This is a genomic window from Mesorhizobium sp. L-2-11, assembly GCF_016756595.1.
GTDB lineage: Bacteria > Pseudomonadota > Alphaproteobacteria > Rhizobiales > Rhizobiaceae > Mesorhizobium.
In genome coordinates this window covers 2,181,989-2,202,786 of record NZ_AP023257.1, presented here as the reverse complement: position 1 = coordinate 2,202,786, position 20,798 = coordinate 2,181,989, and the positions used below count along the sequence as shown (strand labels likewise).

21 protein-coding genes and 1 pseudogene are annotated in these 20,798 nt (G+C 63.5%); 9 read left to right on the top strand and 13 right to left on the bottom strand.

Annotated features, from left to right (window positions below; genetic code table 11):
• The first annotated feature begins 4 nt into the window (after nt 1–4).
• Both JG739_RS36005 and carA read left to right on the top strand, forming a co-directional pair.
• On the top strand, nt 5–136 hold the full coding sequence (locus JG739_RS36005; protein WP_274609431.1) for a hypothetical protein: 132 nt from the start codon (nt 5–7) through the stop codon (nt 134–136).
• A 110-nt stretch (nt 137–246) separates the two neighbouring features.
• A complete protein-coding gene (gene carA, locus JG739_RS10575; RefSeq protein WP_244749790.1) occupies nt 247–1,464 on the top strand; it encodes a glutamine-hydrolyzing carbamoyl-phosphate synthase small subunit in 1,218 nt (405 codons plus the stop codon).
• Nucleotide 1,465: 1 nt separating this feature from the next.
• On the opposite strand, the gene JG739_RS10570 is transcribed toward carA, so the two are convergent.
• From JG739_RS10570 to JG739_RS35270, 4 genes and pseudogenes are all read right to left on the bottom strand, one after another.
• On the bottom strand, nt 1,466–2,719 hold the full coding sequence (locus JG739_RS10570; protein ID WP_202366411.1) for a TCR/Tet family MFS transporter: 1,254 nt from the start codon (nt 2,717–2,719) through the stop codon (nt 1,466–1,468).
• Nucleotides 2,720–2,899: 180 nt separating this feature from the next.
• Nucleotides 2,900–3,823 carry a KPN_02809 family neutral zinc metallopeptidase gene (gene ypfJ / locus JG739_RS10565; RefSeq protein WP_202366410.1) on the bottom strand — a complete coding sequence of 308 codons (924 nt, stop codon included), beginning with the start codon at nt 3,821–3,823 and terminating at the stop codon, nt 2,900–2,902.
• 203 nt (nt 3,824–4,026) lie between these two features.
• Entirely contained in the window at nt 4,027–4,215 is a 189-nt protein-coding gene (locus tag JG739_RS10560) for a hypothetical protein (RefSeq protein ID WP_202366409.1), read from the bottom strand.
• 106 nt (nt 4,216–4,321) lie between these two features.
• A pseudogene (locus JG739_RS35270) lies at nt 4,322–4,467 on the bottom strand (manganese-binding transcriptional regulator MntR); the annotation flags it as partial.
• Nucleotides 4,468–4,618: 151 nt separating this feature from the next.
• Here JG739_RS35270 and JG739_RS10555 point away from each other — a divergent pair.
• Entirely contained in the window at nt 4,619–5,272 is a 654-nt protein-coding gene (locus JG739_RS10555) for a dihydrofolate reductase family protein (RefSeq protein ID WP_202366408.1), read from the top strand.
• A gap of 79 nt (nt 5,273–5,351) precedes the next feature.
• Here the strand turns inward: JG739_RS10555 and JG739_RS10550 are convergent, their stop codons facing one another.
• Entirely contained in the window at nt 5,352–6,530 is a 1,179-nt protein-coding gene (locus JG739_RS10550) for an MFS transporter (RefSeq protein ID WP_202366407.1), read from the bottom strand.
• A 192-nt stretch (nt 6,531–6,722) separates the two neighbouring features.
• On the opposite strand from JG739_RS10550, the gene JG739_RS10545 reads away from it, so the two are divergent.
• The 4 genes from JG739_RS10545 to carB all read left to right on the top strand — a co-directional run bounded on the left by JG739_RS10545 (nt 6,723) and on the right by carB (nt 13,005).
• A complete protein-coding gene (locus JG739_RS10545) occupies nt 6,723–7,079 on the top strand; it encodes an ArsR/SmtB family transcription factor (protein WP_202366406.1) in 357 nt (118 codons plus the stop codon).
• Between the two features lie 278 nt (nt 7,080–7,357).
• Nucleotides 7,358–8,116 carry a metallophosphoesterase family protein gene (locus tag JG739_RS10540; RefSeq protein ID WP_202366405.1) on the top strand — a complete coding sequence of 253 codons (759 nt, stop codon included), beginning with the start codon at nt 7,358–7,360 and terminating at the stop codon, nt 8,114–8,116.
• Nucleotides 8,117–8,401: 285 nt separating this feature from the next.
• On the top strand, nt 8,402–9,274 hold the full coding sequence (locus JG739_RS10535) for an SH3 domain-containing protein (RefSeq protein WP_342216445.1): 873 nt from the start codon (nt 8,402–8,404) through the stop codon (nt 9,272–9,274).
• A 233-nt stretch (nt 9,275–9,507) separates the two neighbouring features.
• Nucleotides 9,508–13,005 carry a carbamoyl-phosphate synthase large subunit gene (gene carB, locus JG739_RS10530; protein ID WP_202366403.1) on the top strand — a complete coding sequence of 1,166 codons (3,498 nt, stop codon included), beginning with the start codon at nt 9,508–9,510 and terminating at the stop codon, nt 13,003–13,005.
• Between the two features lie 98 nt (nt 13,006–13,103).
• On the opposite strand, the gene JG739_RS10525 is transcribed toward carB, so the two are convergent.
• The 3 genes from JG739_RS10525 to JG739_RS10515 form a co-directional block, all read right to left on the bottom strand.
• On the bottom strand, nt 13,104–14,219 hold the full coding sequence (locus JG739_RS10525; RefSeq protein WP_202366402.1) for a branched-chain amino acid ABC transporter substrate-binding protein: 1,116 nt from the start codon (nt 14,217–14,219) through the stop codon (nt 13,104–13,106).
• A 337-nt stretch (nt 14,220–14,556) separates the two neighbouring features.
• Entirely contained in the window at nt 14,557–15,021 is a 465-nt protein-coding gene (locus tag JG739_RS10520) for a DUF6644 family protein (protein ID WP_202366401.1), read from the bottom strand.
• Complete coding sequence (locus tag JG739_RS10515; RefSeq protein ID WP_202366400.1) at nt 15,022–15,411, bottom strand: DUF6152 family protein; 390 nt, start codon at nt 15,409–15,411, stop codon at nt 15,022–15,024.
• A 475-nt stretch (nt 15,412–15,886) separates the two neighbouring features.
• On the opposite strand from JG739_RS10515, the gene JG739_RS10510 reads away from it, so the two are divergent.
• The gene (locus JG739_RS10510; protein WP_027151140.1) at nt 15,887–16,207 is read left to right on the top strand and encodes a DUF1476 domain-containing protein; all 321 of its coding nucleotides are present in this window, start codon (nt 15,887–15,889) and stop codon (nt 16,205–16,207) included.
• A gap of 115 nt (nt 16,208–16,322) precedes the next feature.
• Here the strand turns inward: JG739_RS10510 and JG739_RS10505 are convergent, their stop codons facing one another.
• The 5 genes from JG739_RS10505 to JG739_RS10485 form a co-directional block, all read right to left on the bottom strand.
• A complete protein-coding gene (locus JG739_RS10505; RefSeq protein ID WP_202366399.1) occupies nt 16,323–16,874 on the bottom strand; it encodes a DUF4142 domain-containing protein in 552 nt (183 codons plus the stop codon).
• Between the two features lie 121 nt (nt 16,875–16,995).
• A complete protein-coding gene (locus JG739_RS10500; protein WP_202366398.1) occupies nt 16,996–17,739 on the bottom strand; it encodes a DUF899 family protein in 744 nt (247 codons plus the stop codon).
• 300 nt (nt 17,740–18,039) lie between these two features.
• Nucleotides 18,040–18,489 (bottom strand): lysozyme inhibitor LprI family protein, encoded by a 450-nt coding sequence (locus JG739_RS10495; protein ID WP_202366397.1) that lies wholly within the window; start codon nt 18,487–18,489, stop codon nt 18,040–18,042.
• A 153-nt stretch (nt 18,490–18,642) separates the two neighbouring features.
• A complete protein-coding gene (locus JG739_RS10490) occupies nt 18,643–19,131 on the bottom strand; it encodes a GNAT family N-acetyltransferase (protein ID WP_202366396.1) in 489 nt (162 codons plus the stop codon).
• Between the two features lie 5 nt (nt 19,132–19,136).
• Nucleotides 19,137–20,000 (bottom strand): lytic transglycosylase domain-containing protein, encoded by an 864-nt coding sequence (locus JG739_RS10485; RefSeq protein WP_202366395.1) that lies wholly within the window; start codon nt 19,998–20,000, stop codon nt 19,137–19,139.
• Nucleotides 20,001–20,223: 223 nt separating this feature from the next.
• Here JG739_RS10485 and JG739_RS10480 point away from each other — a divergent pair, with 223 nt between their 5' ends.
• A complete protein-coding gene (locus tag JG739_RS10480) occupies nt 20,224–20,793 on the top strand; it encodes a methylated-DNA--[protein]-cysteine S-methyltransferase (RefSeq protein ID WP_202366394.1) in 570 nt (189 codons plus the stop codon).
• Nucleotides 20,794–20,798 lie beyond the last annotated feature (5 nt).

Here is a 20,798-nt window from a genome sequence, read left to right as displayed (position 1 = left end):
AGCCGTGCCGAATGCCCAAGGCAAATTCGACGCGCCCGGCAAACCGCTGATATTGCTCGACGAAATAAATCGCGCCTGCGGGCGTCGCATTATTGACCGCTATGGCGCCTTCCCCTATGTACTGGGCCTTGCATGAACTGAATTTTTGTTGCGCGCGCTGGCTGCGAGATCGCCGCTGCGCGCGGTTTGCTGCGCAGAATGGTTCGCCGGACCGATTGAAGGGCGCAGCCTTTTAGGAGTGCCGCCATGGCAACGATGACCGCCGCGTCGACCCCGCCCTGGGCCACCGAGAAGCCGACCGCTTTGCTGGTGCTGGCCGACGGCACCGTCATCGAGGGCCGCGGCCTTGGCGCCACCGGCTCCGCCGTCGCCGAAGTCTGCTTCAACACCGCGCTGACAGGCTATCAGGAGATCCTCACCGACCCGTCCTATGCCGGCCAGATCGTCACCTTCACCTTTCCGCATATCGGCAATATCGGCACCAATGACGAGGACATCGAGGATCTCAACCCGGTTGCCCGCGCCGGCGCAGTCGGCGCAGTGTTCAAGGCCGACGTCACCAATCCGTCCAGCTATCGCGCCGCTTCTGGTCTTGACCAATGGCTGAAGAAACGTGGCATCGTCGCGCTTGCGGGCATCGACACCCGCGCGCTGACCGCGCTGATCCGCGAAAAGGGCATGCCCAACGCCGTCATCGCGCACGCCCCCGATGGCATTTTCGACATCGACGAGCTGAAGCGCCGCGCCGCCGCCTGGTCCGGCCTGATCGGGCTTGACCTGGCCAAGGACGTCACTTCCGGCCAGTCCTCGGTCTGGCGCGAGACGCCCTGGGTCTGGGACGAGGGCTTTGGCGAACAGACCGATCCGTCCATGCATGTCGTCGCCATCGACTACGGCGTCAAGCGCAACATACTGCGGCTGCTTGCCGGCCTGGGCGCCAAGGTCACCGTGGTGCCGGCCAACACCGGCGCCGAGGAGATCCTCGCCATGCGGCCCGACGGCATCTTTCTCTCCAACGGTCCCGGCGACCCGGAAGCCACTGGCAACTATGCCGTTCCGGTCATCCAGGACCTGCTGAAGACCGACATCCCGGTCTTCGGCATCTGCCTCGGCCACCAGATGCTGGCGCTGGCGCTGGGCGGCAAGACCGCCAAAATGCATCAGGGCCATCACGGCGCCAATCATCCGGTCAAGGATCACACCACCGGCAAGGTCGAGATCGTCTCGATGAATCACGGCTTTGCCGTCGATGCCGACTCATTGCCGAGCGGCGTCGAAGAAACCCATGTCTCGCTGTTCGACGGCTCGAACTGCGGCATCACGCTGACCGGCAGGCCTGTGTTCTCGGTCCAGCACCATCCCGAGGCCTCGCCCGGCCCGCAGGATTCGCACTATCTGTTCCGCCGCTTCGTCAATCTCATCCGCGAAAAGCGCGGCGAGCTGGCACTGGCGGAGCGCGCCTGATTCAGGTTCGCACCGTCGCGGTCGTGACATCCTTCACCGCCGCCGGTCTTTCGACCCTGAGCACGAATGCGATCAGCGACAAAGCAAGAAAAATGCCGCCGAGCACGAAGGGCGCGCCGCCGAATGTCACCGGCGCGCTCGGCCCGGTGAACCAGGCGAAGATTCCCGTATAAAGCAACGGCGTGATGATGCTGGTGATCGAAAACACGCTGGTCATCGCACCTTGCAATTCGCCTTGCGCGGAGGGCGGCACCTTGGCTGCCGCCAAGCTCCGCAGCGGCGGGTCGGCCAGCGCTTCGAGACAGGTCGCCACGATCACCGCATAGATCATCCAGCCCTTCCACGCCGCGGCATACCCGAAGGCGGCGAGCGCGGTAAAAGCAAGGCCGATGGCGGCGGTCCGCCATTCGCCGAGCCGTGGGATGACGCGCGGCAGGACAAAACCCATCACCAATGCCCCGCCAAGGCCGAAGACGCCGAGTGAGAAGCCGATCTGCTGCTCGCTCCAGCCGTAGCGGTAACTGCCGACGAACGACCACACGGCAGGGTACATCATGTGACCGAGCGTCATCAGGAAGAACACCAGCCCGATCCAGCCGATCCCCTTGTAATTGCGCATCTGCTTCAGGGCGCCGAGAGGATTGGCGCGGCGCCATTCGAAGCGGCGCCGGTGATGCTGCTCGAGCGTTTCCGGCAGGAAGAACCAGCCGACGATGAAGTTGATCAGAGCAAGCACCGCCGCGCCCCAGAACGGCACGCGCGGCCCGAATTCGCCAAGCAACCCGCCCAGCACCGGGCCGATGACGAAACCGACGCCGAAGGCGATGCCAAGCAGGCCGAAATTCTTCGCCCTGTTCTCGTCGGTGCTGACATCGGCGATAAAGGCGGATGCGGTCGAATAGCTGGCGCCGCTAATGCCGGCCAGCACCCGGCCGATGAACAGGACCCAATAGGACCAGGCCACCGCGCAGATCAGATTGTCGACGGCGAAGGTCAGCACCGAGGCCAGCAGGATCGGACGGCGTCCGAAGCGGTCGCTGAGATTGCCGACCAGCGGCGCGAACAGGAACTGCATGGCCGCATAGACGAAGAACAGCCAGCCGCCTTCGATCGCCGCTTCGCTGACACCGACGCCGGTCAGCTCCTGCAGATAGGCCGGCAGCACCGGCATGATGATGCCGATGCCAGTGATGTCGAGCAGCAGCGTGGTGAAAACAAGCGCAAGGCCCCGCCTGGCGGTTTTGGCTTCGATCATGACGGTATCGACTCCTGGAGCCGCCTCGCAGCCGAAGGCGGAAGGGCCTTTTATAGGCGAGTCAGCCACACAGAACAATAAGGGAACAGGCCAGGAATTTTCATCCTGACATCAACTGTCGACTGAGCGCGGCTGCATCGCCGCCGCTTTCAACGCCATTTCAACGAGAGTCCAAATACCTCAGATCGGGGTGTTGAACGTATCGCAATCCGACAGCTTGCCGCTCTTGTAGCCACGCGCCAGCCAGGTTTGACGCTGCTGCGAGGTGCCATGGTTGAAGCTTTCCGGCACCACATAGCCCTGCATCTTCTTCTGCATCGTGTCGTCGCCGATCTGCTGGGCAGCGTTCAGCGCCTCGTCCATGTCGCCCTGTTCCAGAATGCCCTTCTGCCCGGTGAAATGAGCCCAGACGCCGGCGAAGCAGTCCGCCTGGAGCTCGACCTGCACCGACATGTGGTTGGCCTCGGCCTCGCCCATCTGCTGGCGCATCTGATTGAACTTGGGCAGGATGCCGGTGAGGTTCTGCACGTGATGGCCGACCTCATGCGCGATCACATAGGCCTGGGCAAAATCGCCCGAAGCTCCGAATTGCTGGTCGAGCTGCTGGAAGAAGGTGGTGTCGAGATAGACCTTGCGGTCGCCGGGGCAGTAAAACGGGCCGGCCGCGGAAGAGGCGAAGCCGCAAGCCGAACGGATTTGGCCGCTGAACAAGACCAGCTTGGGGTCTTCGTAGGTCAGGCCCTCGGCCTGGAAAATGCCGGTCCAGGTGTCCTCGGTCTCGGCCAGCACCGTCGAGACGAATTGCTTCATCTCGTCGGAGGCGGGCGCACCGGTGCCCTGCCCGCTACTGTCGGTGATCTGACCGCCGCCACCCGGCCCCAAGCCGCCACCGGCCAAGATCTGCAGCGGGTCGATGCCGATGGCTTTCAGCCCGAAATACAGAACCACGAGAATGATGATGGTCGACAGCGACATTCCGCCGCCGGAGCGGCCGCCGATCGGGATGCGAAGACGGCCGGGGCCGCCGCGCGGCAGGTTGAACCCGCCGCCCTGGCCGCGTTGGTCCTCGACGTTGTCACTTTGACGACGACCTTTCCAGAGCATGGCAACTCCCCGGGGTGCGCGTATCGGTATCTTGCCGATCTCATGGCCCGATCCGACCCAACAAACAATTATCCCAATGGTTGCGCCAAGTCACAGTATTTTTCGCGTGAAGGGGCCCTCCGGCTCTGGGGATCGGTCCCTGCACGACCCCGCGGCTGAGAGCCCTGGCGGCGCTTTTTTGGTCTTGGACTTGTCGGTCACGCTCAGATCTTCTGCTTGGTACCGGCGCTCTTGCCGTCCGAGCTTTTCGAGCGCTCCTCGAAGCGGGCCCCGCCCTTCTTGAGCGGGCGTCCAGTATCCGCTTCGGTCTTGCGTTCGTCCTTCGCCGCAGACTGCTTCAATCCCTTGGCCGCTTGCTTGCCCTTCGCTGTCGGTGCCTGTTCAACGCCCATCATATCCTCCTCGGTCTCGCGCCAATTGCTGGCACGATCTCAAACGCAGCGGCAACACGGCGGTTCCGGCAGGACTGTCGGCAAAATAGCAGTAGACTTCGCCCGTCATCGCCTTATGAAACGCTTCAAGCGTCTCGGCGCTGACCTGGTGCTCGACGGCATCGATACGCGCCGTTTCGGCGCTGACGCCGAGCGAGCGCAGAAGGCTTCTACCGTCTGATGGCGAATACGGCTCGCTTCCGCATGCGGCCGGCATCGGTGAGGCACGCCACGTCCCGTGCTCGCCGCTCGACATGCGCCGGAGCCCAGAAATTTTCCGACCCTGTCGGACAGGCATCCGCTCGCACGTCCTTTGGCCGAAATCCGGCCGCAACGGCTCGGATGACAAAAAAGGGAGAATCCCATGAGGAAGATCACCACTGCGACATTCGTCAGCCTCGACGGCGTCATGCAGGCGCCCGGTGGGCCGGAAGAAGACCCGGTCGGCGGCTTCGAATTCGGGGGCTGGACGTTCCATTACTGGGACGACGTCGCGGGCGCCTTTATTGGTGAGACCTTCGCAAAACCCTTCGCGCTGCTCCTCGGCCGCAAGACCTACGACATCTTCGCCGCGCATTGGCCGTACCAGAAAGACGATCCGATCGCCGACCGTTTCAACGCCGTCACCAAATATGTGGCCACCCACCGGCCCGACACGCTGTCGTGGCAAAACAGCCAATCGCTTGGCGACGACGTCGTGGCCACACTGCGCCAGCTCAAGCAGGAGCACGGCCCCGACCTGCTCATCCAGGGTTCGAGCGAACTGATCCAGACCTTGCTCGCCAACGACCTGATCGACGAGATCAGCCTGCTGACCTTCCCGCTGGTGCTGGGCAAGGGCAAGCGGCTGTTTGGCAGTGGCGCGATCCCGGCGGCTTTCAAGCTGAACCGCTCACAGGCATCGACCACCGGGGTCATCATAGCGAGCTATGAACGCGCCGGTGAGATCAAGACTGGATCCTTCGCCCAGCGACAGCCGTCCGAAGCCGAGATGGAGAGGCGCCGGACCTGGAAGTAGTGTGGGGTTACAGGACCTGGGTTTCTCGCTCCGCTTGAATTTTGCCCTGGCAGCGCGACGAGGACAGCGCCACGCTCCTTTACTCCGCCGGCATGGCCACCGCCCGGGCGGCCCGGTGGCCGGCCAGCATGACGCCAAGACCCAGGATCGGGAACACCGCTGCGACCAGGCCGAGATCAGCCGGCGCGCCATAGCGAAGCACCGCGCCGCCGACAACGGCGCCGAGCGCCACGCCAAGATAGAGCGCCGACCCGTTGAGCGACAGCACGATGGGCGCTGCGTCGGGCGCCAGCCTGATGATGCGGCTGGCCTGCGCCGGCGGAAAGGCCCAGCCGACGATGCCCCACGGCACCATCATGGCCATCAGCGCCGGCCCGGCGATGTTTTGCGGCAGGAATGCCGGGATGACCGAAAGCAGCACCAGCATGACCGCACTCAGCGCCAGCGACCAGCTGACGGTGCGCGTCGCGCCGAAGCGGTCGGCGGCCTGCCCGCCGGCGATGTTGCCGATGACGGCGCCGACCCCGAACGCAAGCAGCATGCCGGGCAGCGCGATCGGGCTCAAGCCGCCGCCTTCGATGGCTAGCGGCGCGACAAAGGCAAAGACCGTGAAGGCGCCGGTGAGCGCCAAAAGTGTGGTCAGCAGGATCGATGGCACGCCGGGGCGAAGCGTTGCGGCCAGCCGCTGCCTGAGCGGCAGCCTGGTGCCGACGATGCCGCGCGGCAGTCGGTACCACAGGATTGCGCCGGCCAGTGCGCCGAGCCCGGCGATGGCAAAGAACGTGCCGCGCCAGCCGGCAACGGTCGCGACAACCGCGCCGAGCGGTGCGCCGACCGCCACCGCCACCGTAGTGCCGCCGACAACGACGGCAATGGCGCGGGCGCGGTGATGATCATCGACAAGCGCCACGGCCGTCCCCTGCGCCGTGGCCGCGAACAGGCCGGACGACAGCGCCATGACAATGCGCGCGATCAGCAGCAGTTCGAAGGAGGAACTGAGCGCCGCCGCCAGATTGCCCAGCACGAAGAACACCAGCGTCCACAAGATGACGCGCCGCCGGTCCCATTCGCCGGTGAGCGTCGCCAGGATCGGCGTGCCGAGGGCATAGGCGAGCGCGAAGGCGGTGATCAGCGTGCCGGCGAGTGGAACCGAGATGCCGGCATCCCCCGCGATATCGGGCAGCAGGCTGGAGATGACGAAGCCTTCGGTCGCGATCGTGAATGATCCGAGTGCAAGCCAGATAAGGCGTTTGTCCATGGTGAAATCCTTAGTTCAAAGGTTATTGAACAATTGTACATAATGGCGGATAATGTCAATGAAGCCGCCCGAAAATAACCGAACCCTGCTGACAGCTCTCTGTCAGGACAAGGGAGCAGGAGGTGGAAACTGCTTGCATCCACCAAGAGGAGATGCGTTGAAATCGGCCCTGATTGCGCTTAGTTCTCCGGCATGACGCTGCCCCACCCCACCGCCGACCAGATCAGCCTGCCGAACGTGCTTGCCGTGCTCGGCGATCCCACCCGGCTGGCCATCGTGCGCTATCTCGCCAGCAAGGAAGGCGCGCCGCTGAATTGCAGCCAGTTCCTCGATCTCGGCTCAAAAACCAATCTCAGTTACCACCTGGCCAAATTGCGCGAGGCCGGCGTCACCCGCACCGAGGTCGTCGGCACCAGCCGGCTGATCACGCTGCGCCGCGACGATCTCGATGCCCGCTTTCCGGGCCTGCTCGATAGCGTCATTGCCGCAGCCGTCGATGACCCGGCACTGCCCGCGGTCGGCGCCGCCGAGATCGAAGTCCGCGCATAGCCTTGCAGGACTTGGGTTCCTCTCCCCCGCATAGCGGGGGAGAGGTGGCCGCCCACGGGTCTTGCCTTTGGCAAGCCCGAGGACAGGCTCCGCGGTCGGAGAGGGGGCCTCCGAAGTGGCACAACAGGGGAAAGTTGTCTAAAGCATTCGGAATCAGGTCGGCGCAGTCCCCCTCTCCGTCTCGGCTTCGCCGAGCCACCTCTCCCCCACTTTCGTGGGGGCGAGGAACCCAAGTCCTGCAAGGTCCCGACCAGTCATTCGACCCAACGGAGCTTCCCATGCGCATTGCCGTTCTCGCCGATATCCACGGCAACATCCTCGCCCTGGACGCCGTGCTCGACGATCTGCGGCAGCGCGGCGGCGCCGATCTTGTAGTCAATCTCGGCGATTGCGTCTCCGGCCCGCTCTGGCCGCGCGAAACCATGGAGCGGCTTGAAGCGCTCGCCCTGCCGACAGTGCGCGGCAACCACGACCGCCGCGTCGCCCGCGATACCGCGGATGAAGCCATGTGGCCGTCCGACCGCTATGCGCAGGAACGGCTGACATCGGTCCAGCGCGAGGCACTGTTGGCCTTGCCGCTCACGCTGGAGATCGCGCTTGGGGTGACCGCCTTCCATGCCCGACCCGACCATGACGAAAAATACCTGATCGATACGATGGCCGACGGCCGCCTGGTGCGCGCGCCGCTGGCCGCCATCAAGCGGCGGCTGGCCGCACTCGATCCCGCTTGCCGCATCGTGCTGTGTGGCCACAGCCACCGCAGCGAACTGATCCGTATCCCCGACGGCCCGGTGGTCTTTAATCCGGGCAGCATCGGCTGCCCCGCTTATGGCGATGACACGCCACCGGCGCATGTCTCCGAGCAAGGCTCTCCGCATGCACGCTATGGCATCGTCGAACTGGGTGGGCCGGGCCGCCCCGACCGCTTCGAAGCCATCGCCGTCGACTATGACCATGAGGCGGCGGCGCGGCAGGCCGAACAGGCGGGACGGTCGGAATGGGCCCACGCGCTGCGCACCGGATTTATGTCAGGCTGAGCGAGGTACGAGCTCATGCCTCCGGCTGAACGCAACGCGTTCATGCCATCAGGCTGAGCGAGGTACGAGCTCATGCCCGGCTGAGCTTGCGTATGCCGACCGAACACCATTCCCCAGCCGCATTTTCCAGCTTACATAGCGCCATGTCGTCGCTTATAAATCGTCCTGGAATGCGGTGGTGATTCCGTGCCTGGCCGCGCATTCGGAAATGCTCCTATCGCCCACGGCAAAATGAAGAGGCGCACAGTTACGCTCCGGACGACGCTGCTGATTGCCGCCCCTCTCTTGCTGACGGCGCTGCTGCCGGCCAGGGCCGAGGAAGCGCCGTTCGTCTCCATCGTGACCGACCTCGCTCCGGGCGATCTCCTGAACGTCCGCGCCACGGCATCGGCGATGGGCAAGATCAAGGCTCGGCTGCCGAATGGCACGAGCGTCAACAATCTCGGCTGCAACGACGTCAAGGGCTATCGTTGGTGCAAGGTCGCAGAAATTGACAACCCGCAACTGATGGGATGGGCTCCCGCGCGCTACCTGAATCCGGAGAATCCGGCGGCCGTTGCGGACGTCGAAACGACCGGCGAAAACATGACCGCGGCAGCCGGCGACTCGAACCCGGCAACTGCAGATCAGCCACCGCCGGACCTGACGGCGCGGCTGGATGCGACCGGTCGCGAACCCACGATGACTGCCATTGAGGCTATCGGCAGGGCGGCCATCGAGGATGCCTACCGCCTGGCGCTTGCCGCCAGCGAAAATCCTGCGGCCGGCGAGACGCAGGCGCCCGCGGCAGCGGACAAGCCCATCCGCAAGCGCGCCGCCAATACGGCGCCTCCGGCCAACGCGCAAAGCGTTGCGCGGCTGCAGCCGCCAGGCAGGCCCGCGCCGGCCCTGGGTGCCCGCAACGAGATCCCTTGCGCGCGCCATGTCGGCCAGCCGATGACCAGCTGCAAGGCAGGCGTTGTGCGCTCAGGCGACAAAGCCGAGGTGACCGTGACCTGGCCCGATGGCGGCACCCGGGTCATCAGATTCCAGGCCGGCCGGCCCGCCGGCTCGAATGCATCAGGTGAATTCCGCTACACCCGCGAGGGCAGCCTGAGCATCATCCGTGTCGGCGTTTCCGAACGCTTCGAAATTACGGATCAGTGGTTAGGGGAATAGGCGGATTAGGGGAATAAGGCAGTAGGGGAGTAGGGGAATATGTTTTAAGGTGCGCTCCCCCACTGCCCTACAGCCCTACTGCCCTACTCCCCTACTCGCATTTTAGGGGGTTACATCAAGCAAAACTCTTCCCTATAAGGCCCTCCTAGCCTGATACCAGAATCGCGAGCACAACCGGCCGGGTCTTCCCGTCCGGTTTTTCGTGCAAGCCACCTGCCGAACGGACCCTCGATATGCCAAGACGCACCGACATCAAGTCGATCCTGATCATCGGGGCCGGCCCCATTGTCATCGGTCAGGCCTGCGAATTCGACTATTCCGGCACCCAGGCCTGCAAGGCGCTCAAGGAAGAGGGTTTTCGCGTCATCCTGGTCAATTCCAACCCGGCCACCATCATGACCGACCCGGAACTGGCCGACGCCACCTATGTCGAGCCGATCACCCCGGAAGTGGTGGCCAAGATCATCGCCAAGGAGCGGCCGGACGCGCTGCTGCCGACCATGGGCGGCCAGACCGCGCTCAACACCGCATTGTCGCTGCGCCGCATGGGTGTGCTCGAACGCTACAATGTCGAGATGATCGGCGCCGACGCCACGGCAATAGACAAGGCCGAGGACCGGGCGCTGTTTCGCGAGGCGATGAAGAAGATCGGCCTGGAAACGCCAAAATCGATGCTGGCCAACGCCACCGACGTCAAGAACGCCGACCGCAAGACGCACGAGGCCGAACGCGCCGCGCTGAAGGCAGAGAAGCCGGAAAACCTCGACGCCGCGCTCGACGCGCTGGAAACGCGCTGGAACCTCGGCGAGGGCGACCGCAAGCAGCGCTACATCAGCCATGGCATGGCGATCGCCGCACAGGCGCTCGACCATGTCGGCCTGCCCGCCATCATCCGCCCGTCCTTCACCATGGGCGGCACCGGCGGCGGCATCGCCTACAACCGCGCCGAATTCTACGAGATCGTCCAGTCCGGCCTCGACGCCTCGCCGACCACCGAAGTGCTGATCGAGGAAAGCGTGCTCGGCTGGAAGGAGTACGAGATGGAGGTTGTCCGCGACAAGGCCGACAACTGCATCATCGTCTGCTCGATCGAGAACATCGACCCGATGGGCGTGCATACCGGCGACTCGATCACCGTCGCCCCTGCTCTGACCTTGACCGACAAAGAATACCAGATGATGCGCAACGCCTCGATCGCGGTGCTGCGCGAGATCGGCGTCGAGACCGGCGGCTCCAACGTTCAGTTCGCCGTCAACCCGGCCGACGGGCGCCTGGTGGTGATCGAGATGAACCCGCGCGTCTCGCGCTCCTCGGCACTCGCCTCCAAGGCGACCGGTTTTCCCATCGCCAAGATCGCGGCGAAGCTTGCCGTCGGCTACACGCTGGACGAGTTGGAGAACGACATCACCGGCGGCGCGACGCCGGCCTCGTTCGAGCCGTCGATCGATTACGTCGTCACCAAAATCCCGCGCTTTGCCTTCGAGAAATTCCCCGGCGCCGAGCCGGTGCTGACGACGGCGATGAAGTCGGTCGGCGAGGTCATGGCCATCGGCCGCACTTTTCAGGAATCGCTGCAGAAGGCGCTACGTGGGCTTGAAACCGGCCTGACGGGTCTGGACGAGATCGAGATCCCCGGCATCGCGCACGGCGCGGCCAGCCACGCCGACGACCGCAACGCCATTCGCGCTGCCCTCGGCACGCCAACGCCCGACCGGCTGCGCATGGTGGCGCAGGCGATCCGCATGGGCACCTCTCTGGAAGACGTGCACGCCATGTGCAAGATCGACCCGTGGTTCCTCGAACAGATCGCCGGCATCCTCAACATGGAAGACCGCATTCGCGAGCACGGCATCCCCGAAGACGCCGCCAATCTGCGCATGCTGAAGGCAATGGGCTTTTCCGATGCCCGCCTCGCGTCCCTGGTCAGGAAAGACGTCGAAGAGATTCAAAAGATACGCGAAAAGCTCGACGTTCATCCGGTTTATAAGCGCATCGACACTTGCGCCGCCGAGTTCGCCTCGCCGACCGCGTACATGTACTCGACCTATGAGGTGCCCTTCGCCGGCGCGCTGGCCAACGAAGCGCAAGTCTCGTCGCGGAAAAAAGTCGTCATCCTTGGCGGCGGCCCGAACCGCATCGGCCAGGGCATCGAGTTCGACTATTGCTGCTGCCACGCCGCCTTTGCGCTGCGCGACGCCGGCTTCGAGGCGATCATGGTCAACTGCAACCCGGAGACCGTGTCGACCGACTACGACACCTCGGACCGGCTCTATTTCGAGCCGCTGACGCCGGAGGACGTTTTGGAGATCCTGCGCGCCGAACAGGCGTCGGGCGAACTGGTCGGCGTCATCGTCCAGTTCGGCGGCCAGACGCCGCTGAAGCTGGCCGATGCGCTGGAGAAGGCCGGCATCCCGATCCTCGGCACCTCGCCCGACATGATCGATCTCGCCGAAGACCGCGACCGCTTCCAGAAATTGTTGCACAAGCTCGGCCTCAGTCAGCCGAAGAACGGCATCGCCTATTCGGTCGAGCAGGCCCGCCTCGTCGCCGGCGAGCTCGGCTTCCCGCTGGTGGTACGCCCGTCCTATGTGCTCGGCGGCCGCGCCATGCAGATCATCCATGACGAGAGCATGCTGCAGACTTACCTGCTCGATACCGTGCCCGGCCTGGTGCCGGAGGACATCAAGCAGAAATACCCCAACGACAAGACAGGCCAGATCAACACGCTGCTGGGCAAGAACCCGCTGCTGTTCGACACCTATCTCAGTGGCGCCATCGAAGTCGATGTCGACTGCCTGTGCGACGGCAAGTCGACCTTCGTCTCCGGCATCCTGGAACACATCGAGGAGGCTGGCATCCATTCGGGCGACAGCGCCTGCTCGCTGCCGGTGCACTCGCTGCCCTCGGAACTCGTCGACGAGCTGGAGCGCCAGACGGCAGCACTTGCCCGCGCGCTCAATGTCGGCGGCTTGATGAACGTGCAATATGCGATCAAGGACGGCACCGTCTATGTGCTGGAGGTCAACCCGCGAGCGTCGCGCACCGTGCCCTTCGTCGCCAAGACCATCGGCCGTCCCATTGCCAAGATCGCCGCCCGCATCATGGCCGGCGAGAGCCTGGAAGACGCCTTCGCCCATTACGGCGCCATGCCCGATCCACGCAAGCCCGGCCATATTGCGGTCAAGGAAGCGGTGTTTCCCTTCGCCCGTTTCCCCGGCGTCGACATCCTGCTCGGCCCGGAAATGCGCTCGACCGGCGAGGTGATGGGCCTCGACCGCGACTTCGCGCTGGCTTTCGCCAAGAGCCAGCTCGGCGCCGGCGTCGACCTGCCACGCTCCGGCACGCTGTTCGTCTCGGTGCGCGACGAGGACAAGAAGGGCATATTGCCGGCGGTCAAGCGCCTTGCCGGCCAGGGTTTTAAGGTAATGGCAACCTCAGGCACCGCCCGCTTCCTCGCCGAGAACGGCGTCGCCGCCGAGAAAATAAACAAGGTGCTGGAAGGCCGCCCGCACATCGAGGACGCCATCCGCAACCGCCAGGTGCAGATCGTCTTCAACACCACGGACGGCCAGAAGGCAGTGTCGGACTCAAAATCGCTGCGCCGCGCCACGCTGATGCAAAAGGTGCCGTATTACACGACGCTGTCGGGTGCGGCTGCGGTGGCGGAGGCGATTGCGGCGTTGAGGGCTGGGAGTTTGGAAGTACGGCCGCTACAGGAGTATTTTGCTTAGGCTGCTATTGGCTCTCTTCTCCCCGAGGAACTGGGAGAAGGTGCCGACAGGCAGATGAGGGGCGGCGCTCACATCTGAAATTGAACTGACAAGGTTGCCTATTTCATCGGCTCCAGCGAAAAGCCACCGTTCGCCTGCTTCGTCCAGACATACATCATGACGTCTGGCTCACGCCGGTCGCCTTTCGCATCGAACGTCAGATCCCCCAGCACGGTCGAAATCGGCTTGCCTGATCTTATGGCGGCGGCGACAAGTCTTGGCGCCTGGGCGCCTGCCATCTCGATACCCCTCGCGATCACCTGGACGGCGGCGTACGACTTCAGCGTATAAGCCTCGGGTTCGAAACCCTGAGAACGAAACCGTGTGACAACATTCGCAGCGGCTGGATTAGACCGGTCTTCGGGTGAAAACACGATCAGGGTGTTTTCGACAGCTGGCCCAGCCAGGACAGTCAGATCCTTGATCATGGCTCCGTCACCCGAGATGAATTGCGCGTGCAGACCGGCCTCGTCGGTTTGACGAATAAGCGGACCCAACTGGCTCCCTAGCCCGGCAAAGAAGACAACTTCGATCTTCGCGGCTTTCATCTTGCGGATGAGGTCGACGAAATCGGCTTGATCGTACCTGATCTTAGTGGCCAGTTTTTCAGGGTGCCCCTTTGCTCGAAGCACCCTCCTGGCTTTGTTCGCTAGGCCGTCACCATAGGGCGTGCCATCACTTACGATGGCCAGATTCCCCTGTGGAAAATGATCCGCCATGTACTCGCCTGCAAACGTCCCTTGGACATCGTCGCGTCCTGCTGTCCGAACAACATTCCAAAGTTTGAATTCAGTAAGCGCGGGATTTGTTGATGCCGGGCTGACCATCAAAGTATTGTTCTTGGCGTAGATCGTCGAAGCGGGAACTGACGCGCCTGAATTGTAGTGGCCAACAACAAAGCGGACCATGTCCCTGGCAAATGCCCTGGCAATGGCGATGGCGGTGGCCGGGTCGCCTTGATCGTCAAGGACCATAAGCGCTATCTTGCATCCTCCTATCCCGCCTCTGGCATTGATGTCGTCTGTCGCGAGTTGAGCACCACGACGCATTTCCTCGCCGTAGACGGCCCAATCTCCCGTCATGGGGCCAGCCACTGCCAGGGGAATATCCGGGCATTCCGCAGCCGCCAGCCGGGGTGCCGCCACAAAGAAGACGACCATCACCAATCCAAGCAAGTGGCCAATCCACAAACTTCTCAATACCCTTCGGAGTTTATCTCGCGACATCGGCAGCAACTACTTTCGTAGCCTTGTTCTTAGCTCGCTCCAGCTGAGCCAGCGTAATCCGTTGAGATTTCTTGAGATTCGACGCAACTCGTTCGACGAATTTCTTCGGCAGTTTATTCAATGAATCGCCCTCCCTATCCCGGGGAGTATCTGAGAACGAGTTTACTTGAAAGACAAGCGGAAATTGTCGCCTCTCTCTGCGTCGAGATCACCTCTCCCAGTCGCAACGCCCTTCCCGCCTACATGGAACTGATCGCTGAATCGCCTAAACTTGTCGTCACTCGGCTCAGTTGAGAAACCCAATAAACCGCCCGGCAAACAGCACCGATGTCCACAGCACCAGCGACAGCACAGCCAGCATGGTGACGGTCCCGCCGGTCGGCTCGTCGCCGCCTTTTGCGAGGCGCATGAAGGTGAGAAAATTAGCGCCGGCGAGGAGTATGAGCGTCATCTTGGTGAGAAAGATCGGCATCGCGGCATACTCGCTCGCCCTGACGGAAAAGAGCAGCGACCCCGTGAGCAGCGCGCCGGCGAACGCGGCAAATGCGGTGCGGCGCAGCAGCGCGACGAACGCCGCCTGCGGCAACGAGCGGAAGGCGCCCAAGATCCGGAGGTCCATGAGCCAGACGCTGGTCAGCAGCGCGCCGATCGACATGATGTGCAGTGCATTGACTATGGGATAGGCGACGAAGGAGGCCTTCAGTGCCCTTACGATGGCGACTTGCTCGATACCGGCGAGGTACTCGTCCATTCAGGCCGGAGGGACGCGGTCGGGATAGACGTCATAAGTCTTGCCGTTGACGATGATGCGGGATGCTTTCATCCACTTCTCGGTCTCGTCGCGCGAGCGGTGGCCAATCGCAGTCACCTCGTCGCCAATTTTGGCGACCTCCTCGGTGAAGCCGGCGGCGATCGTGCGGGACGGCGGCGCCAAATCCACCCGCCAGGCCTCTCCCTCGGCGTCGACATCCAGTGTGGCGTGCGGATTGCCGATATAGATGGCCGTGATCTTGCCCCGGAGCTCAAAAAACCCATCCTGGGTCCACGACCAGCCGTGATGGGCGTAGGCTGCGGTGGCGGCGGCAAGGATCACTGCCGCTGCCAGCGTGACGCTCCTAATCCCGTTGAAAGGTGACTGCATCGCTCGCCTCCTCGGCTCATCTCGCCATTCGAGAGTAGGTCACGGCGCGGCAACGTCAAATCACATCGGTGCGAAGGCCGTCGGCGAAGCTGCCGATCTCCCCCCTTGCGGGGGAGATGCCCGGCAGGGCAGAGGGGGGTGCTGTCCCTCCGACCTGCTAACCAATACACGCGCTCAAACTGAATCCCGGTTGGGAATGGCTCAAGTCAGAAGTTGGCGATCCTTCCCACCCCCCTCTGTCCTGCCGGACATCTCCCCCGCAAGGGGGGAGATTGGATGTTGCGCCGGCTGTCGCCAACCACCAACCCTGGAAGGCAGGTCGGTGAGGGGCAGCGCCAAGCTGAAGAGATTGCCCTGCGGAATGAACGGTCCGGTCTTGCTTATGACATCTATGCACGCCATGTTCGGCCCCTACCCGCCGCCCTTCTTCTCCATCGGATGAAGGTCGGCGACTCACACCTGAACGAGGCAAATTATGAGCAGTATGAGAGACCGTCAGGAAGGCTTCGAAAAGAAGTTTGCGATGGACGAGGACACGAAGTTCAGGGCCATGGCGCGCCGCAACAAGCTGCTCGGCCTATGGGCCGCCGAAAAGCTCGGTAAGTCAGGCGAGGACGCCGACGCCTATGCGAAAGAGGTGGTGCGCGCAGACTTCGAGGAGGCCGGCGACGACGACGTGTTGCGCAAAATACGCGCCGATTTCGACGCGGCGGGCGTTGCCCAGTCGGATGTTCAGATTCGCGGCGTCATGAACGACCTGCTGGCGACGGCGGTCGAGCAGATCAAAAACACCTGATAGCAGTTCCAGCTCAAAGCGCGTCGCGACGCGCTTTAAGCTCTCTTTTATGCGTTTCCCAAAACCGCTGCGCATCTCGGGTCTGGCCGGAGGGCATGCGTTTGGGCGACATGCATTAGCTGTGGGCGGCCACAAGGTCCTTTAGGCGCTCTTCGTGCATCCGCAGCGTCGGCAGCGTCTTCTTGGCGAATTCCTTCAGCGCCGGATCTTCGCCCGACTGCGCATAGGTTGAAAATAGCGCCAGCGCCTGCTTGTGCGCCTCGGTCTGCAGGAGGATGTATTTCGCCTGGAATTCATCGCCATCGAGGTTCTTGAGCTGGTCCAGCATCGCTTGATCCTTTGGCAACAGGGCGGGGCCGCTCGCTGTCACCGAGGCAGTGGTCTGGCTCTGTTCGAGAGCTGCCTTGAAATCCTCGCCAGCCTTGGTGTGATCCCTAATCATCAGCGAGGCGAAATCCTTCACATCGGCGGCGATATTCTTTTGTTCGGCCAGCTTGCTGCTTTCAATCTCGAACCGGTTGGCGCTGGGGACGGTTCTGGAGAAGGTTTCCGTGTCGATCCTGGTTTCATCGACAACAGGTATATCGGCCGGCGCGGTGGACTGGGCCAAGGCCGCCGGCGCGCCGGCAAGCAAGGCGACCATGGCAAGCGTGAGATGCGTTTTCACAGAAAATCTCCGGGTTTGTGATCCTCGGAGAGTTCAACGCGACACAAGCAGCGAAGTTGCGCGGAGCTTGGAGCGCCCTCCCTTCTCCACAACGCCCACGAGGGAGAAGGGAAGGCCAACGTCAGTGGCGGCACGCGCCGTCATATTGCAACTGCTCGTCCCAGTTCGGCCGGCCCTCCGGTGTGAAATCCATCAGGTTCCACAAGGGCTCGCAAGTGCCGATGGCGCGCGGGTCTTGGCCGGGTTCGGACGGCGCGAAGCCAAGCTCCGAACTCCAGAAATGGCGGATGCCATCGGCGTCGCGATGGAATACCGACAGCATCGGAAGTTGCGCGCCGTCGTCGGCCTCGGCGTGGTAGTCGCGCTTGAAGCTGTTGCCGGCCGACGAGAGCAGCCGCATGTTCGTCCAGCCGCGATCGCGGCCAAGCGTGATCAGGTTCTCAAGCGCGGTCTTGCCCACGACGGCGAAATTGAAGCCGGCTGCCTCGAGATGGCCGATGGCGCCGTCGAACTGGTCGAGCAGCGCCGTGCAGGACGGGCATGGCTGATCGGCCCGCGCGAGCTTGGCCGTGCCGCCGCTTGTCGCCACGTCGCGCGTTTCCTGCGGATGGCGCGGAAACATCATCGAGTAGACGATCAGCGTGTCCTTGCCAGGCGAAAACAGCTCCGACAGTTTTATGCGGGCCGGCTTGCCGTCGGCGTCAAGCCCGTCGAACACATAATCCTTTGGCACCAGCCCACCCGGCGGCAGTGCACGGCGGGCGACGGCCACATCCTCCATGGCGCGGCGCAGCTCGATTTCCTTTTGCAGCAGCGTTTCGCGGGCGGCGCGGTATTCCTGGGATTCATTGGGAAAGGTGATCATCGTCATCTCCATCTGTGGGGATTTTGACGACGCGCGCCAAGGTTCCGGCAACGCGCCTTGCCTCTCAAGGACGCAGGGCGAAGGACGGTTCCGACATTTTTGCGCACACGGATGGCAAAAGCCCCCTCACCCGGATTGCCAACCGAATTGCGAAGGGCAATTCGGTTGGCAATCCGACCTCTCCCCGAGGGGAGAGGAGATTGCCGCCGTTGATGCCAGCCTCTTCTCCCCGGCGGGGAGAAGGTGGCCGCGAAGCGGCCGGATGAGGGGGCCTTCTATGCGATTGCCAATCGGCCGAAGCTACGGCGCCACCGGCACCGGGCAGCTCGTGTCGCCCTCCTGGCAGTTGAGATAGCCCTGAAAATCCTTCAGCCTGATGTTGGTGAGGCTCTCCTGGCAGCCGGCGATAACCATCGGATACATGCTGCCTGCCATATCGGGCGGGCCGCCTTGGAAAGCGCATTCGGCATCGCGAAAGGCGACCCAGGCGCGCTGTGCGCCGACCAGCAGCTTCTTCGTCGCCGCGTCGTCCTGCAGCCGGCCCTCGATCTGCCTGTAGGCCTGGTTGAGCTTCTTGTCGGCTTCGGCGAACGACTTGCCGGCGCATTCGCTCATGGTCGCCTGGTCCTGCGCGTTGGCGCAATCGTCGGCGCGCGCACCGCCGGCAAGAAGCGGAAGGGCGAGGATCACCAGACAGGTTTTGGCCAGACAGGTTTTGGCCAGACCGGTTTTGGAAAGTAAAAGCCGCATCGTGTTTCTCCGGTTTCGGTCGAGACCCCGCCCGCGGCACCAAAGCCGCAGGATCGCAGCTTAACGCCCGAACGGTTGCCGGCAAGATGCAGCCTGCCGCCTTGGTGCTTCGTTTCCGCACAATGCTCGCCGATCGGCTTCGCCGACCGCTCCTCACCCCGCCCAGTCGACTTCGAACATCCCCAGCCGCACGTAAAGCCTGACGGCGGCGGCGTTCTCAACCGTGTTGGTTTTGAGATCGACATGCGCAGCGCCGCGTGCGTGAAAGGTGGTGAAGACGTGCCACATCAGCGCTTCGGCGATGCCTCGGCCGCGCGCCTCGGGGTGGACGGCAAGGTCTTTCACGAACGCTCTCGTCCAGCACAGCGCCGCCCCCGCCAGCCGACCCTTGCTGTCGATAACCAGGAAACACAAGGCAGGGTCGAATTCCGCGTCGCTTGAAATGCACGGCCACCATTCGTCGAACGGCCCATCGGCGCCATCGTCGAAGACGGTGGTCAGCAGCGTATGCAAAGCAAGCGCGTCGGCGGCCTCAAAACCGCGCATGACAAAACCTTCCGGCCAGCGCGGCGGGGCGAGCGTGTCGTCGAGGATCTTACGCAGCCTTATGTCGTTCGGCGCCGGCGGGCGCGGCTCAGGCATGTCGTTCAGGCGTCGGGCTGCAGGCGACGCCGACCACGGTCGCGGCCAAGGCCGGTTTGTTCCAGCAGGCCCTTGCGCTTGGCGTCGTAATAATAGCCGCTCTGGTAGAGCCGATCGGCGCGCTTGGCGTTGCCGCCGGCCACCAGCCAGGCGCCGCGCAGATATTTCACCGCATATTTCAGATTGGTCTCGGCATCGAACAATCCGCTCGCCGGCCCGTCATAGCCCATGCCGCGCGCCGTCGCATGCTTGATCTGCATCAGCCCCCAATGGCCGCGATTGTAGGCCTTGGGATTGAAGGTGCTCTCGCGGTTGACGACGCGGCGCACCAGATCGACCGGAACCTGATAGAGGACGGCATATTTCTCGATCAGCCGCTCGATCTCGCCGCGCGGTCCCGCGGAATACTCTTTGGCAGGACTGGTCGAAAGTAGGGCGGACTGATTCTCAGCCCGGGCGTAAGCGACCTGCTGGACGCCGGGCATCGTCTCGGCTGTCTCGCCGGTGACCGGCATCGCAACGACGGCGGTCGCATAGACAGGCGCTGTGCCGGCTGGCGCGGCATCGGCCGTCATGACTGCAGGCGCAGTTGCGGCCAACGGGGTCGGGCCGGCAAAGGCGGTAGGCTGGGCAGGTGTCGCGGCGGGATCGACGGCCAGCGCCGCGGTCTGGACGGGCGTGACGCCGGACGATTCCGGCAGCACCGAAACCGTGTCGGGCAGCGCCAGCGCATAGCCGGCATCGCTACCAGCTGCGGCGGTTTCAGTCAGGGAAGGCACGGCCTTGGTCTGCGCGGTCGAAGTGCAGCCGCTGAGACCGGCCGCAGCGAGCATCACGCCGATCGCGGGAAAGATGATTCTTGCTGGCAAGCCGCGCTCGGGTCCGGTTCGTCTGTTAAGAAGTCCTTACACCAGCGGCTTTCCCGCGGCAATCCGCAGCCAGTTGGGATTTCGACTGGTTTTCGGGTGGCGACAGGCCACTGAGAATGCGATATCTCGTTCTCTATATGTACTGGCCCGATATGTACTGGCCGATATGTGCTGGCCCGATATGTACCGGATTGCCATTCGTTCCCTGGGAAAGGAGCACATCATGCAAGACACCTCTCAAGCCATCGCCGGCCACACCGTCTTCGAAACCGTGATCGGCTTCATCGGCATCGCCTGGAGCGAGGCCGGGCTGACGAGGCTTTGCCTGCCCCAGCGCAGCCGCGACGCGGTGGAACGGCGGCTGCCGCGCCATGCCGGCAACGCCGCTTCGAGCGCCCGACCGCAATGGGTTGCCGAGCTGATCGCGTCGATAAAGGCCTATGCCGCCGGCGAGGACGTGGATTTCTCAGACGTGCCGGTCGATCTCACCGGTGTCGACGATTTCCGCCTCGCCATCTACGACGCGGCGCGCAAGCTCGCCTTCGGCGAGACCACCACCTATGGCGAACTGGCCAAGCGCGCCGGCCATGCCGGGCTGGCGCGAGAGACGGGCGCCGCGCTCGGCGCCAACCCGGTGCCGCTGGTCATCCCTTGCCACCGCATTCTTGCCGCCGGCGGCAAGATCGGCGGTTTTTCAGCGCCAGGCGGCTCGACCACAAAAGAGAAGATGCTGGCGATGGAAGGCGTGCGCGTCGGTCCGCCGCCGCCGGCGCAGGTCTCTTTTGGATTTTGAGGCCC